The organism is Nocardia sp. NPDC050435 (assembly GCF_040655395.1).
In the GTDB taxonomy this organism is placed as follows: Bacteria; Actinomycetota; Actinomycetes; order Mycobacteriales; family Mycobacteriaceae; genus Nocardia.
The window spans coordinates 406635-421101 of sequence record NZ_JBFAJW010000002.1; the positions used below are offsets into that span (position 1 = coordinate 406635).

At 70.3% G+C, this 14467-nt stretch carries 15 protein-coding genes and 1 tRNA gene; 10 read left to right on the forward strand and 6 right to left on the reverse strand.

What is annotated here, in order from left to right; translation table 11 throughout:
- Positions 1–19 precede the first annotated feature (19 nt).
- The 4 genes from AB0I43_RS06230 (at position 20) to AB0I43_RS06245 (ending at position 4340) form a co-directional block, all read left to right on the forward strand.
- Entirely contained in the window at positions 20–718 is a 699-nt protein-coding gene (locus AB0I43_RS06230) for a sterol desaturase family protein (RefSeq protein ID WP_356971769.1), read from the forward strand.
- Between the two features lie 144 nt (positions 719–862).
- Entirely contained in the window at positions 863–1081 is a 219-nt protein-coding gene (locus AB0I43_RS06235; protein ID WP_356971771.1) for a heavy metal-associated domain-containing protein, read from the forward strand.
- Positions 1082–1139: 58 nt separating this feature from the next.
- On the forward strand, positions 1140–2057 hold the full coding sequence (locus AB0I43_RS06240; RefSeq protein WP_356971773.1) for a hypothetical protein: 918 nt from the start codon (positions 1140–1142) through the stop codon (positions 2055–2057).
- Positions 2058–2093: 36 nt separating this feature from the next.
- Positions 2094–4340, forward strand: a complete 2247-nt coding sequence (locus AB0I43_RS06245) for a heavy metal translocating P-type ATPase (protein WP_356971775.1) — start codon at positions 2094–2096, stop codon at positions 4338–4340.
- Positions 4341–4395: 55 nt separating this feature from the next.
- On the opposite strand, the gene AB0I43_RS06250 is transcribed toward AB0I43_RS06245, so the two are convergent.
- The 4 genes from AB0I43_RS06250 to AB0I43_RS06265 form a co-directional block, all read right to left on the reverse strand.
- The gene (locus AB0I43_RS06250; RefSeq protein ID WP_356971776.1) at positions 4396–5352 is read right to left on the reverse strand and encodes a purine nucleoside permease; all 957 of its coding nucleotides are present in this window, start codon (positions 5350–5352) and stop codon (positions 4396–4398) included.
- Between the two features lie 86 nt (positions 5353–5438).
- Positions 5439–5511: transfer RNA gene (locus AB0I43_RS06255), tRNA-Gly, on the reverse strand.
- Positions 5512–5602: 91 nt separating this feature from the next.
- Positions 5603–6250: an HAD family hydrolase gene (locus AB0I43_RS06260; RefSeq protein ID WP_356971778.1), complete on the reverse strand. Its 648-nt coding sequence runs from the start codon at positions 6248–6250 to the stop codon at positions 5603–5605.
- Positions 6251–6277: 27 nt separating this feature from the next.
- On the reverse strand, positions 6278–7132 hold the full coding sequence (locus AB0I43_RS06265; protein ID WP_357431488.1) for an SDR family oxidoreductase: 855 nt from the start codon (positions 7130–7132) through the stop codon (positions 6278–6280).
- 169 nt (positions 7133–7301) lie between these two features.
- On the opposite strand from AB0I43_RS06265, the gene AB0I43_RS06270 reads away from it, so the two are divergent.
- Positions 7302–8129, forward strand: a complete 828-nt coding sequence (locus tag AB0I43_RS06270; RefSeq protein WP_356971781.1) for a helix-turn-helix domain-containing protein — start codon at positions 7302–7304, stop codon at positions 8127–8129.
- 6 nt (positions 8130–8135) lie between these two features.
- On the opposite strand, the gene AB0I43_RS06275 is transcribed toward AB0I43_RS06270, so the two are convergent.
- Positions 8136–8762, reverse strand: coding sequence for a TetR/AcrR family transcriptional regulator (locus tag AB0I43_RS06275; protein WP_356971783.1), 627 nt, complete (start codon positions 8760–8762; stop codon positions 8136–8138).
- A 96-nt stretch (positions 8763–8858) separates the two neighbouring features.
- On the opposite strand from AB0I43_RS06275, the gene AB0I43_RS06280 reads away from it, so the two are divergent.
- The 3 genes from AB0I43_RS06280 to AB0I43_RS06290 all read left to right on the forward strand — a co-directional run bounded on the left by AB0I43_RS06280 (position 8859) and on the right by AB0I43_RS06290 (position 11064).
- Positions 8859–9209, forward strand: coding sequence for a DoxX family protein (locus AB0I43_RS06280; RefSeq protein WP_356971785.1), 351 nt, complete (start codon positions 8859–8861; stop codon positions 9207–9209).
- A 14-nt stretch (positions 9210–9223) separates the two neighbouring features.
- Positions 9224–10399 carry an erythromycin esterase family protein gene (locus AB0I43_RS06285; protein ID WP_356971787.1) on the forward strand — a complete coding sequence of 392 codons (1176 nt, stop codon included), beginning with the start codon at positions 9224–9226 and terminating at the stop codon, positions 10397–10399.
- A gap of 242 nt (positions 10400–10641) precedes the next feature.
- Positions 10642–11064, forward strand: a complete 423-nt coding sequence (locus AB0I43_RS06290; protein WP_356971789.1) for a PPOX class F420-dependent oxidoreductase — start codon at positions 10642–10644, stop codon at positions 11062–11064.
- Here AB0I43_RS06290 and AB0I43_RS06295 read toward each other — a convergent pair whose 3' ends face one another.
- Positions 11065–11808, reverse strand: a complete 744-nt coding sequence (locus AB0I43_RS06295) for a lysophospholipid acyltransferase family protein (protein WP_356971791.1) — start codon at positions 11806–11808, stop codon at positions 11065–11067.
- A gap of 133 nt (positions 11809–11941) precedes the next feature.
- Between AB0I43_RS06295 and AB0I43_RS06300 the strand changes: the two genes are divergently transcribed.
- Positions 11942–12820: a hypothetical protein gene (locus tag AB0I43_RS06300; RefSeq protein WP_356971793.1), complete on the forward strand. Its 879-nt coding sequence runs from the start codon at positions 11942–11944 to the stop codon at positions 12818–12820.
- Positions 12821–12901: 81 nt separating this feature from the next.
- Positions 12902–14464, forward strand: coding sequence for a Rieske 2Fe-2S domain-containing protein (locus tag AB0I43_RS06305; RefSeq protein WP_356971794.1), 1563 nt, complete (start codon positions 12902–12904; stop codon positions 14462–14464).
- The last annotated feature ends 3 nt before the right edge of the window (positions 14465–14467 follow it).

The window sequence follows — 14467 nt, forward strand, 5'->3', positions numbered from 1 at the left end:
GCGTCACCTAGGAAGTTCCATGAGCAAATCCGTTCCCGCCCGGCCCGATTCGACCCGGGGCAAGCCCGCGCTGCGGCGCGGGCTGAGCCTCGGCGCCGCGTTCCGCGAGTTCACCCGGCATCCCTCGCCGTGGATGATCGGCACGGCGCTGGTGGCGGCGCTGACCCTGCGCGTGCTGGTGGGCGATTGGCAACTCACCGACGCGCTGCTGCCGCTGGCGATGCTCGCCCTGTTCCCCGCGTTCGAGTGGGTCGTCCACGTGCTGGTGCTGCACTGGCGGCCCAAGCGCCTGGGCCGGTTCCAGCTGGACAGCGAGCTGGCCCGCAAACACCGTGCGCACCACGTGGATCCGCGCGATATCCCGCTGATCTTCATTCCGACGCGCTCGCTGGTGGTGGTGATCGTGGTGCTGCTGGCGCTGGCGGCCTTCGCCTTCCCGCGCCCCGGCCTGGGCCTGACGTTCCTGCTCACCGTCACCGTGCTCGGGCTGGGCTACGAGTGGACGCACTACCTGATCCACACCGACTACAAGCCGAAGCGCGCGCCCTATCGCGCGGTGTGGAAGAACCACCGGCATCACCACTACAAGAACGAGCACTACTGGTTCACCGTCACCAGCTCCGGTACCGCCGACCGGGTCTTGGGCACCTATCCGGATCCGGGCGCGACGCCCGCCTCCCCGACCGCGCGCAACCTGCACGCGCGTCCGGCCGGCTAGCGACTCCGCGCACCCGAGGCACCCCCGCACGTCGGGGGTGCCTTTTTCGTGTGCGGCCGACCTGGTTGACAAAATACCCTAGGGGGGTATGGTAACTCTCGTAACGACGGCACGGGATCGTCGACAGACCCCAGGGAGAGCACCATGAGCACCGCAGTCAGCACCGCCACCGTCACCGTCTCCGGGATGACCTGCGGCGGCTGCGCCAACTCGGTCCGCACCGAGGTCGGCCGGATCGACGGCGTCACCTCCGTGGACATCGACCTGGCCAGCGGCCGGGTCACCGTCGACAGCACCGCCCCGGTCGCCCCCGGCGTCCTCGCCGCGGCCGTGACCAAGGCCGGCTACCGGCTCGCCGAATGACCGCGCGGGATCGCGGGCCCGGCCCGCGATCCCGCCCTCGACCCGACGGAGCGATCCGATGAACACCACCACGAAATTCGCCGGCTTCACCGTCGGCCTGGCCGCGGTCTTCGGGATCGCGCTCGGCGCGGGCGCCCTGCTGGGCCCCGCACCGGCCGCGCCCGAGACGCACGACGCCGGCGCGCACGCCGCGCCCGCACCGGCCGCCGACCAGCTGCCCGGCGGCCTGCTGTCCACCGAATCCGGTTACACCCTCAGCCTGGACAACACGCGACAGCCGGCCGACGCCACGGTGCGCTTCCGCATCCTGGACGACCAGGGCCGCCCGGTCACCCGCTACATCCGCGCCCACGACAAAGACCTGCACCTGATCGTGGTCCGCCGCGACATGGCCGCCTTCCAGCACGTGCACCCGGTGCTCGACGCCGCCGGCACCTGGAGCGTCCCGCTGAACCTCACCCGCGCCGGTGAGTACCGGGTCTTCGCCGACTTCACCCCCGAGGGCGGCCAGAACCTGACCCTGGGCGCGGACCTGCGCGTCGCCGGGAACTACGACGCCCAGCCGCTGCCGCCGCCCGCGGCCACCGCCACCGTCGGGGCCTACACCGTCCGCCTGACCGGCGCCGTCACCCCCGGGGCCGCCTCGAAGGTCACCCTCGCCGTCGAGCGCGACGGGAAGCCGGTCACCGATCTGCAGCCCTACCTCGGCGCGTATGGTCACCTGGTCGCGCTGCGCAGCGCCGACCTGGCCTACCTGCACGTCCATCCGGACGGTCACCCCGGTGACGGCGTCACGCCCGCGGGGCCGGGCATCACCTTCTTCGTGACCGCGCCGAGCGCGGGCGACTACCGCCTGTTCCTCGACTTCCAGCACGAGGGCGTGGTCCGCACCGCCGAATTCACGGTCGCCGTCGGCGGCTCCGGCGGCGCCCCGCAGCCCGCCCCCGAACCCGAACAGCCCGGCCACGGGCACTGACCCGCCGCACCCCCGCTCCCGGAAAGGAACCCTACGATGACCACCGTGACAGAACCGTCCGCGCAGGTCGAATTGGTGATCGGCGGGATGACCTGCGCGTCGTGCGCCAATCGGATCGAGAAGAAGCTCAACCGGCTCGACGGCGTCACCGCGACCGTGAACTACGCGACCGAGAAGGCCCGCGTCGATTACACCGGCGAGGTCACCCCCGCCGATCTGATCGCCACGGTCGAGGCCACCGGCTACACCGCCAGCCTGCCCGAACCCCCGGCCGCCGAGCCGGAAACCGCCGCCGCCGAGCCCGATCCGACCGCCGCGCTGCGGACCCGCCTGCTGGTCTCGCTGGTGCTGACCGTGCCGGTGATCGCCATGGCGATGATCCCGGCGCTGCAATTCGACAACTGGCAGTGGCTCTCGCTGACGCTGGCCGCGCCGGTGGTGGTGTGGGGCGCGCTGCCGTTCCACCGCGCCGCCTGGACGAACCTGCGCCACGGCGCCGCCACCATGGACACCCTGGTGTCGATGGGCACGCTGGCCGCGTTCGCCTGGTCGCTGTACGCGCTGTTCTGGGGCACCGCCGGCACGCCCGGTATGAAGCACCCGTTCGAATTCACCATCTCCCGCATGGACGGGACCGGCAACATCTATCTGGAAGCCGCGGCGGGCGTCACCACGTTCATCCTGGCCGGGCGCTATTTCGAGGCCCGGTCCAAGCGCCGGGCCGGCGCGGCCCTGCGGGCGCTGCTGGAGCTGGGCGCCAAAGAGGTGTCCGTCCTGCGCGACGGCGCCGAACAGCGGATTCCGGTGGAACAGCTGAGCGTCGGCGACCAGTTCGTGGTGCGGCCCGGCGAGAAGATCGCCACCGACGGCGTGGTGGTCGAGGGCTCCTCGGCGGTCGACGCGTCCATGCTGACCGGCGAATCGGTGCCGGTCGAAGTCGGTCCCGAGGACACGGTGGTCGGCGCCACCGTCAATGTCGGCGGCCGGATCATGGTGCGCGCCACCAGAATCGGCTCCGACACCCAGCTGGCCCAGATGGCCCGGATGGTGGAGGACGCGCAGAACGGCAAGGCCCAGGCGCAGCGGCTGGCCGACACGATCTCGGGCATCTTCGTGCCGATCGTGATCGCGCTGGCGGTGGCGACCCTCGGATTCTGGCTCGGCACCGGCGGTTCCGTCGCCGCGGCCTTCACCGCCGCGGTCGCCGTCCTGATCATCGCCTGCCCGTGCGCCCTTGGCCTGGCCACCCCGACCGCGCTGATGGTCGGCACCGGGCGCGGCGCGCAGCTCGGCATCCTGATCAAGGGCCCGGAGGTGCTGGAATCCACCCGCCGCGTGGACACCATCGTGCTGGACAAGACCGGCACCGTCACCACCGGCAAGATGACCCTGCTCGACGTCGTCGCCGCGACCGGCGAGGACACCGACCGGGTGCTGGAACTGGCCGGGGCACTGGAGGATTCCTCCGAGCACCCGATCGCCCAGGCGATCGCCAAGGGCGCGCGGGAGCGTTCCGGCACGCTGCCGCCGGTCCAGGATTTCGCGAATATCGAGGGCCTCGGCGTGCAGGGCATGGTGGACGGCCACGCGGTCCTGGTGGGCCGGGTCCGGCTGCTGGCCGACTGGTCCCAGCACCTGGATGCCGAACTGGCCGCGGCGGTGCGCGAGGCGGAAGCCGCGGGCCGGACGGCCGTGGCCATCGGCTGGGACGGGAAGGCGCGCGGCGTGCTGGTGGTCGCCGACGCGGTGAAAACCACCTCGGCCGAGGCGATCACGCAGCTGAAGGCGCTCGGGCTCACCCCGATCATGCTGACCGGCGACAACGCGGCCGCCGCCCGCGCCATCGCGGACGAGGTCGGCATCGACGAGGTCATCGCGGAGGTCATGCCGCAGGACAAGGTCGACACCGTCCGGCGGCTGCAGGCCGAGGGCAAGGTCGTGGCCATGGTGGGCGACGGCGTCAACGACGCGGCCGCGCTGGCCCAGGCCGATCTGGGCCTGGCCATGGGCACCGGCACCGATGTCGCGATCGAGGCGAGCGACCTCACGCTGGTCCGCGGTGACCTGCGGGCGGCGGTCGACGCGATCCGCCTGTCCCGCAAGACACTCGGCACCATCAAGGGCAATCTGTTCTGGGCCTTCGCCTACAACATCGCCATGATTCCGCTGGCGATGGCGGGGCTACTGAATCCGATGCTCGCGGGCGCCGCGATGGCGTTCAGCTCGGTGTTCGTGGTCACCAACAGCCTGCGGCTGCGGAGCTTCCGCTCCACCGCGCGATAGGACGACGACTGCGGGCGGGACGGTGGAAACCGTCCCGCCCGCAGTCGTTTCCGGGTCAGCGCCCGCCCGGCCGGTTCTGCAGCAGGTGGCCGGCGACCTGGCGGCCGAGTGTGTAGAGGTTTTCCAGTGCCAGCCGGAACCCGTCGCCCTCGGCCTCGAGATGTTCGACCACCGTCTGCCCGGGATGCGGCTGATCGAAATTGCTGACCGTGCGCAGCGAGAGGTAGCGGTTCAGATAGCCGTGCCGGGCCAGGGCGGTGGCGGTGGCGTTGTCCTCCATCTGGGTGGTGCAGTAGGTGCCCTGGTCCTCGGTGCGCACACCCATGATGTAGCGGGCGGTGTCGGAGGGCGTCTTGCCGGAGAAGTAGTCGTCGCCGGTGACGGTGTCGCACTTCATGACCGCGGGCACGCGCCCGGCCTGGCCGGGGTAGCGGTCGCGTTCGGCGGCGGCGGCCTCGCTGTCGGCCAGCTGGGTCCGTTCGGTGAGCCGGAAGGCGGTGTCCACCAGCGCGTCGTCCAGGTGATAGGCGGCGGTGGGGTACTTCTCGACCGGACGGAACCCGAACGGCACCTCGGGCGCCTCGGCCGGATCGAGGTGGTTGCCGAGGTCGAAGTCGACCACCCAGCGCGCCCACGCCGCCGAGCCGAGCGTGCCCTGATCGGGCGGGGTCCCGGCGATGCCGGTGGTGAGGAAGTAGGCGCGGGAGAAGTCGAACTTCGGGCTGTCCAGCACGGCCATCATGGTGGCGGCGGCGTTGGATTTGCCCTGGCCGGTCTCGACGACGCACAGCCCGTCGGCATTGCACTGGACCGTCTTGTCCACGGTCGGCACCTTGACGGTGACCGGCAGCGATTCCCTGGTCAGCCACGCCTGATGCTCGGGCTCGAACATGGTGACGATCAGCACCCCGACGTCGATCGGAGCCGCGTCCCGGTCGTCCCCGGCGCAACCCGCGATCACCGTCGCGGCCACGCCCAGCACTGCGGCAACCTTCCAGCAACGTAGCGTCATCGCGCGATCGTAAGCACAGGCCCGGGAAATCCGCGGTACCCCGCGACACGAAAAAGGCCCACGCACCAGGTGCGTGGGCCTCTCCGAGCGGATGACGAGATTCGAACTCGCGACCCTCACCTTGGCAAGGTGATGCGCTACCAGCTGCGCTACATCCGCACGCCCGGCGCTGCCGAAACCGGCACCGTCGTGCGAACGAGAACTTTAGCCGGTTTCCGGTCAATACAGAAATCCGCTGGTCACGGTGCCGCTACCCGGCGAGCAGCGCGGGCAGGGCGTCGAGATCGTCGACAACCGTGCCGTAGCGGGTGGCCTGCGGCAATTCCGCGTGCAGATAGCCCCAGGGCCCGCGCCGGATCAGGACCGGTTTCATGCCCGCGGCGTGCGCGGGCAGCACGTCGTTGTCGACGCGGTCGCCGACGTAGCAGATCTGTGCGGGGCGGACCCCGACCACCTCGGCGACCTTCAGGAAGAACTTCGGATCCGGCTTCTCCAGGCCCCATTCGGCGGAGGTGTAGACGCCGTCGACCGGAAGTTCCATCTCCTCCAGCGCCGCCTTCGCCTGCGGCGGCTGGTTTCCGGCGACGATCACCCGCAACCCCTGCGCGCGCAGGGCACTAAGCGCGCGCCGCACATCCGGATACAGATCCTCGGCATCGAAATTCACCCGCAGGCCGTCGGGTTCCTCGGCGGCCCAGGCGATCTGCTCGGCCTCGACGTCGATTCCGGGCGCCACCAGTGCGAAGGCGTCGGTGAGCGGCCGGCCCGTCGCCGCCATCCCGCCGATCACGCCGAGCAGCGCGAACCGCGGCACGCCCAGCCGGTCCGCCCACCGGCTCCAGATCCGCGTCTCGTCGATCAGCGTCTCGCCGACGTCGAACACCACCACCTTGATCATCCGGTCAGCGTATCGGTGCGGGCTCGTTCACCGTGCCGCGAACGCGGCGACGTTGGCGGCGGCCCACGCCGCGTAGGTGTGCGGCGGACGGCCGAGCACGGTGGCGACGTCCGCGGTGAGTACCGCGTTGCCGCCCGCCCGGATGTAGGCCTGACCCGCGAGGGCGCCCTCCACGAACCGCGCCGACATGCCCGCGGCCCGCATGTGTTCGGCGGCGTCGGCATGCGGGATGTCGGCGACCTCGAGGCGGCGGCCGAGGGCGGCGCCGAGGATCGCGGCCTGATCGGGTCCGCTCAGCAGTTCCGGACCGGTCAGCGTGTACAGGCGGCCCGCGTGCTCCGAGGTGCGCAGGGCGTGGACCGCGACGGCGGCGACGTCGCGCGGATCGATCACGCCCTGGATGCCGGTGCCGGTCAGATTGGGGACCGGTTGCCCGGCCCGAATCGGGTCGGCCCAGCTCAGGGTGTTGGACGCAAACGAACTGGGGCGCAGGATCGTCCACTCCAGCCCGCTGTCGCGCACCGCGTTCTCCCCCGGCAGGTGCCAGGTGCTGAAATCGCCCAGACCCGGTTCGCCGGTGCCGATCGCCGACAGTTTCACCACACGCCGCACGCCCGCGTCCCGGGCGGTGGCGACGAGCGCGCGATCGGCGTCCAGATCGTCGGGTCCCAGTACGCTCACCAGGAAGACCGCTTCGGCCCCCGTCATCGCGGCCGCCATCGACGCGGCGTCGGTGTAGTCGCCGCGCACCACCTCCACGCCCGCCGGGACCCTGGCCCGCGCCGGATCGCGGGTGACCGCACGTACTTTCCCGCCGTCCGCCGCGAGCTGCCGGACGATCTCACTGCCGATGGTGCCCGTGGCACCGGTAACCAGAATCATGGATCCGAGCCTGCCGCCGCGAACCCCCGCGGCTATAGGAGATTTCGGCACCACGCGATCCGTGCACATCCGCTAACAGCGCGCTGTGGCCGCCTGGGGATAACTTTCGCCCCGTGCATAGGAGAATTCGGCACACTCACCGCGCCCCGATCTCTTTTACAGTGGTGCTGTGAGCACGACGCGGCTGTCCGCACCCCCGAGCCGTTCGGTGCTGACCACCGACCTGGCCGAATCGGTCGTGCCGGCGCCGGAGTCGTTGCGGCCGTGGCTCACCGAGCTCGGGCACATCCCGACCGGCACCGATGTCTCCGCGCCGTTCACCCACGTTCCGCAGACCACGACCACCATCGTGCTGCGCGCCGAGCGCAGCGGGCGGCGGGACGCGCTGGTACTCGGCCCGCAAACCCGCGCCGTCTACTCCGTCACCGACGAACCGGCCGGCTGCACCCGCCTGCGGCTCGCCCCCGGCGCCACCGCCCGGCTGCTCGGCGTACCCGCCGTCGATCTGGCCGATCGCGTCCTCCGCCTGACCGACCTGCCGGGCCCCGCCGCCGACCTCGCCCCCGACCTCACCGAACTCGACCCGCGCGAGATCTTCCCGTTCCTGGAAAGCGCCCTCCCCCACCTGCTGTCCGAGCACCCGGCCGAGCGCGCCCACCGCCGCCTGCTGCACACCGCGACCGCCGCCCTCGCCACCGCCCCGGTACACGCCGTCGCCGCCCACCTCGCGGTCAGCGAACGCCAGCTCCGCAACCTCTTCACCGCCGGAATCGGCGTCTCCCCCAAGCACTTCGCTCGCATCGACCGGGTCCGCTCGGTCCTCGCCCACGCCGGGGACACGCCCTGGGCCCAGGTGGCCGCGGCCAGTGGCTACTACGACCAGTCCCACATGACGGCGGATTTCCGGTCCCTCATGGGCACGACTCCGGCCGGTTACCGCAGCGGGAAGCTGCCCGCGCCGACAGCCTGCCGGGCCCTCGGCCGCAGTTCCTCGTAGCCGCCGTCAGCCGCGGGGCAGGTGACCGTACAGGAAGGTGTGTACGCCGGTTTCGGCGTCACCGGTCGAGTCCTGACTCCAGCTGTTGGTGACGAGCACCGCGTAATGCTGTGCCGCGACAACGGGATCGGCCACCTGCAGTAACCCGCGCGCGCCGAGTGCGGCCAGGTGCTCGGCCAGCGCGCGCTGCACCCGCCGGGGCCCGGATTCCCGCCAGGTCTCCACCAGTTCGGCGGGGAAGTCCTCACCCTCGGCGTGCATCCGTCGCACGATCGCGAAGTGCTCGGCGGCTTCCGCGTCCGGCCGCCGCCACTCCGTCGCCAGCGCCACGAGCGCCGATTCGAGGGTCGCGGCGGTGACGCCGTCGTGGAGGTGCCGCGCGATCATCGCCTCGTGCCGGGCGGCGACCTGCTCGGAACTCTCGGTCAGGGCGACGGCGAAGAGCTGTTCCTTGTTGGCGAAGTGGTTGTAGATGGTGCGCGTGGACACCTGGGCCTCGGTGGCGATCATGTCGATGCTCGCCCCCAGGTATCCGACCTGCCCGAAGACCTTGCGGGCCGCCCCGAGAACGGCCTCCCGCTTGTCGGCCGCGCCCTTGCGCGGCCGGCCCGTCCGCTGTGCCGTGCTGTTCACCGACTGCTCCTCTCGATAAGTACAACGATCACTTTACAACATGCAATGCACGTTGTACTTTACTTTCCGTACCGACGTTCTTCCTGGAGGAATCACATGTTCATCGCTTACACCGTCATCGCTGTCCTGCTGGCCGTCGTCCTGGTCGTCTCCGGTCGCGCGAAGCTCGTGCGGGACGAGGAGGTGACCTCGACGATGGTGCGGCTCGGCGTGCCGCTGCGGCTGTTCCCGGTCCTCGCGGCGCTGGAATTCGCGGGCGCCGCGGGCCTGCTCGCCGGAATCGTCTATCGACCGCTCGGCATCGCGGCCGCCATCGGGGTGGTGCTGTACTTCCTCGGCGCGGTGGCCGCACACCTGCGCGCCAAGGATGTCGCCGGCAGCCCCGCCGCCGCGGCGCTGACCTTGGCCGCGGCCGCACCGGTCGTCCTCGGCGTCCTCACCGCCTGAGCCGGGTGCTGGTCATGACGATCGAACCCGAAGTGCTGCGGTGGATCCGGGACAACGCGCGTCCCGTGTCCGACGGTGCGGCCCTGGCCGATGCGGTCGGCGCCGCGGCGGTCGTCGGACTCGGCGAATCGACGCGGTTCTCCCGAGAGACCTTCGGCATCCGCCGACGCGTGTTCCAGGAACTGGTGCACCGCTATGGTTTCCGCGCGCTGGCCGTGCAGGACACGGTCGCGGCCGGGGAGCGACTCGACCATCACGTGCGCACCGGAGCGGGTGACGCCCGCGCGGTACTGTCGGGCGCTTGGCGGCCGTGGCGGACCGAGGAAATGGCCGAAACCCTCGACTGGATCGCCGAATACAACCGCGGCCATCCCGGCGATCCGATCCGGATCTTCGGCATCGAGCCGACCCTGGCCGCGCCCTCGGACTACGACGCGGTGCTCGCCGGAGTCCGGCCCCTCTCGACGACGGCCGCGACCGAGATCGAAACGCACTACGCGGTGATCCGCACCGCCCACACGATCGACGAGCATGTGCAGCGCGCGCAGGGCACCCACCCCGGCCGGCCATTCGCCGAGCAGGCCCGCGACGCATATGAACTGGTGAAAACGCTGCCGGTCCCCGCCGAAACGGTCGAGCACGCCGGGCGCATCCTCGAATTCCACGAGCAGAGCATCGCGGGCACGGGCGGCTTCGCCTACGACGAACGCCGCTCGGCGGCGCGAATTCTCGACTGGCGCCACCGCACCGGCGCGAAAATCGCCTACTGGGACGGCACAGCGCACGTCGCCGCGTCGTCACCGCGGGTGGGCCTGTCCCCCGACGGCGAGTTCCGCAGCGCCGGAAGCTATCTCGCCGCCGCCCTGGGCGACGACTACGTCAGCGTGGCGATCGGTTTCCACCACGGCGATCTGGGCGTCGCCGTGGTGCCGGAGCCGGCGCCCGAGTGGCTGGACGCCTCGCTCGGCACGGCAGGTCTCACCGACCACTGGCTCGAACTGCGTGGCGACGCACCGGAATTGGTGCACCGATGGCGACGCCGCGCCACGACCACCCGCACGATCAGCGGCGTGTACTCCCCCGATCGCGACGCCGACGAACACCTCACCGTCGACGCGCTCGCCGATGCCTTCCACCTGCTCGTGCATATCCGGGAGGTCACACCGGTGCGCTGGCTTCCGGCTGATTGACCTGGGCATCGAGCCTCGGCTGCGACGTTCTCCGGCTGCGACGGGTTGATCCGGCTCCCGGCCGCAGCCCTGCCGGGTTACCCCCGGGGCGCGTTGATCCGCCTCTCGCCGCCGCCATGCCGGGTTACCCCTGCGGCGAGTTCATCGGCCTCCCGACTTCGGCGGTCCCGGTTACCCCCTGCGCCCATTGACGAGTTATCGCGCGCTGGAATGAATTCCAGGGGCGGGCGTTGGTAGTACGCATGCGATTGGATGACTCTGCACGGGAACTGATCGGGGCGGGCGCGGACGCGACGCTGGTGACGCTGAACGCCGACGGGAGCCCGCAGGTTTCGGTGGTGTGGGTGGCGCTGCGGGAGACGCCGGAGGGCGACGAGCTGGTGACGGCGCACCTCGGGGAGTACCTGAAGGTGCGCAATGTGCGCCGGGACGGGCGGGTCGCGGTGACGATCTTGGCCCAGGAGCCGGGCGAACTTATGCGGCCCTACCTGTCGATCAAGGGGACGGCGCGCGTGGTCGAGGGCGGCGCGCCGGAACTGCTGACCGAGCTGGCGCAGACGCTCGCGAGCCCGGACGTGGACTTCCCGCCCGCCGACGCGCCGCCGGGCCTGCTGACCCGGATCCGGATCGAGAAGGTCGGCGGCATCGGCCCCTGGGCGTCCTAGCTACTCGGACTTCCGGCGGGCGGCGCGCTCGGCCACCTCGGCGGCGTCCATCGCGTCGGCCTCCTCCAGGGTGGGCGCGCTGCCGCCGAGGCGAGCGGGCACCCAGTAGGCGCCGGGCTCGTGGACGTAGTCCTTTTGCAGGTCCCGCAGCATCTCCTGCATGGTGGCGCGCAGTTCGGCGGTGAGCTCCGCGGCCGGCTCGTAAGGCTGGATCGGCTTGCCGACGGCGATGAAGATCGGAGTGTTGGTGCGGCCCAGGCGCTTCGGGAAGCCCTTGGTCCACACCCGCTGCGCGCCCCAGATGACGATCGGGATCACCGGCACCCCGGACTCGATGGCCATGCGCGCCGCGCCGGACTTGAATTCCTTGATCTCGAAGCTGCGGCTGATGGTCGCCTCGGGATACACCCCGACCAATTCGCCGCGCTTCAGGTAATCGACGGCCGCCTTATAGGAATCCGCGCCCGCGCCCCGATCCACCGGGATGTGCTTGAGCGCCCGCATGATCGGGCCGGAGATGGCGTTGTCGAAGACTTCTTTCTTGGCCATGAACCGGATGTAGCGCTTGGGGGTGCGCACCGGCAGACCGGCATAGGTGAAGTCCATGTAGCCGGTGTGGTTGACCGCGAGCACGGCCCCACCCGAGGCGGGGATGTTCTCCGCGCCCTTGACGGTGAACTTCAGACCTTCGACGAAGAAGACGGTTCGGGCCAGCCCGATGATCGTCCGGTAGACGGGTTCCACAATTTCGATAGCGTAGTCACACCACTCCGGATCCGGCAGAGGCGAGCCCCGGGCCGGGGGCGGTAGCGCGGCGGCACCCCGGTACGGCAGAGTGAGCACCGCAATTCGATCGGAAAGAAAGAGGATCGTCGAAGTGGAATCCACTCGGCCGAAATCGCGTGTCCGCGAACGGAAAACACTACGCGGGCGGGCCGTGCTGGGTGGGCTCGCGGTGTTGCTGCTCGCGGGGTGCGATTCCGTCTCCGGCATTCCGGGCGACGAGCCGAGCCCGGCTGCCGCGCCGGCCCGCACCACCCCGCCGGCCGCGATTCCCACGCCGGTCACCTCGACCTCGGCCCCGCCGCCCGCCGACGCGCCCCCGGTCGGGGCCGTGCCGGGCGTGCCGGAGGCCGCGCCCGCCCTGCAGCGCTGGGCCGCCGATCTGACTTCGATCGAGCTCGCCGAGCTGCAGGATCGGTGCTGGATCATCCCGCCGAAGAGCGTGGAGTCGATGTACGCCGACCAGACCGGCATCCTGGCGGCGCTGGCCACGCCGGGCACCGCGACGAAGGACGTGGTGACCTGGAAGGATTCCGAGACGACCGTCACCGTCGAACGCGACGCGCTCGCCTCGGGTTACGCCTGCCCGCGGGTGTATCCGGCGGGTACGCAGGCCGGGTACGACGACGCCGACGCCCGGCACACCGTCCGCCGCTACCTGTCCCGCTTCGTCGGCACACCGCTCGACCCGGCCGACAAAGAGGCCGAATATCCGCTGGTCTGCAAGGCGAGCCCGGCCGCCTGGGATCCCACCGGCAGCGGCAAGCCGGTGCCCGCGCCCCTGTTCGGCAATCCGGGCCGGCTCACCGGCAGCACCCGGTTCGCCGATCAGCAGATCAGTTCCGAGCGGCTGCGCGGCGACTACATCGCGGTGACGGTGCCGGTCACCAATTCCTCGGGCGTCGCGCAAACGCGCACCTTCACCCTGGTAGAACAGCCCGAGGGGTACTGCATCGGAGACGTTTCGCCCTAGCGGCGGGCACGCGGGGCACCGCGCACGCCGATTCGACACCGCCGTACCCTGGATCACTGGTAACGGTAGGAGGAGCAGCTCGTGCAGATCACCAGCGTCGGACACGCCGGATTCCACATCCGCACCGCGGCCGGGACGATCCTTTGCGATCCCTGGGTCAATCCCGCGTACTTCGGTTCGTGGTTCCCGTTTCCCGACAACACCCAGCTGGACTGGGACGAGCTGGGCAATTGCGATTTCCTCTACGTCTCGCACCTGCACCGCGATCACTTCGACGCGAAGCTGCTGGCCCGGCACGTCAACAAGGACGCGACGGTGCTGCTGCCGGACTACCCGGTGCCGGACCTGCGCCGCGAGCTGGTGAATCTGGGCTTCCACCGCTTCTTCGAGACCAACGACTCGGTCAAGCACTCCCTGATCGGCCTGCCCTGGCGGGCGGGCGTCCCCGCCGACGCTCAGCTCGACATCATGATCGTGGCCTTGCGCGCACCCGCCGACGGCCCGATCGGCGACTCCGGCCTGATCGTCTCCGACGGTGAGACCACCTGTTTCAACATGAACGACGCCCGCCCGGTGGACATGGACGTGGTGCACGACGCGTTCGGTCACATCGACGTGCATCTGCTCCAGTACTCCGGCGCCATCTGGTATCCGATGGTGTACGACATCCCGGCCCGCACCAAGGCCAACTTCGGCAAGCAGAAGCGCCAGCGCGGAATGGACCGGGCGCGCAGCTACATCGAGCAGGTCGGCGCGACCTGGGTGGTGCCCTCCGCCGGCCCGCCGGTGTTCCTCGACGACGAGCTGCGCTACCTCAACGACGACCGCGGTGACGAAGGCAACATCTTCCCGGATCAGATGACGTTCCTGGAGCAGATGCGGATCCACGGCAACGAAGGCGGGATCCTGATGATCCCGGGTTCGGTCGCCGACGTGCAGGGCAAAGACCTCGCGGACCTGTCCCATCCGGTCGATCCGGCGCGGATCTACGACGACAAGGCCGCCTACATCGAGCAGATGGCGCAGCGGCTCGCACCGGTGCTGGCGGCGGAGAAGGCTTCCTGGGCAACGGGTTCCGAGCCGTTCCTGGAGCCGCTGCAGGCGCTGTTCGAACCGATCATGGCGCAGTCGGATCTGATCTGCGACGGCATCGGCTACCCCGTCGGCCTGGTCATCGGCGAGGAAACCGTGGTGCTGGACTTCCCGAAGCGGGTGGTGCGCGCGCCGATCGAGGGCGAGGGCCGCTACCGCTACGGTTTCCGGATCGCGCCGGAACTGGTGCGCACCGTGCTGCGCGACAACGAACCCGACTGGGTGAACACCATCTTCCTGTCCACCCGCTTCCAGGCGTGGCGGATCGGCGGGTACAACGAATTCCTCTACACCTTCTTCAAATGCCTCACCGATGAGCGCATCGCCTACGCCGACGGCTGGTTCTCCGAGGCGCACGACGACACCGCGTCCACCGAGCTGGCCGGCTGGGAGGTGCAGCGGCGCTGCCCGCACCTGAAGGCGGATCTGTCGAAGTTCGGTGTGGTGGAGGGCAATACGCTGACCTGCAACCTGCACGGCTGGCAGTGGGATCTGGAGACGGGGCGCTGCAAGACGTCCAAGGGTCACGAACTGCGCACGCGCAAACTCTGAGCC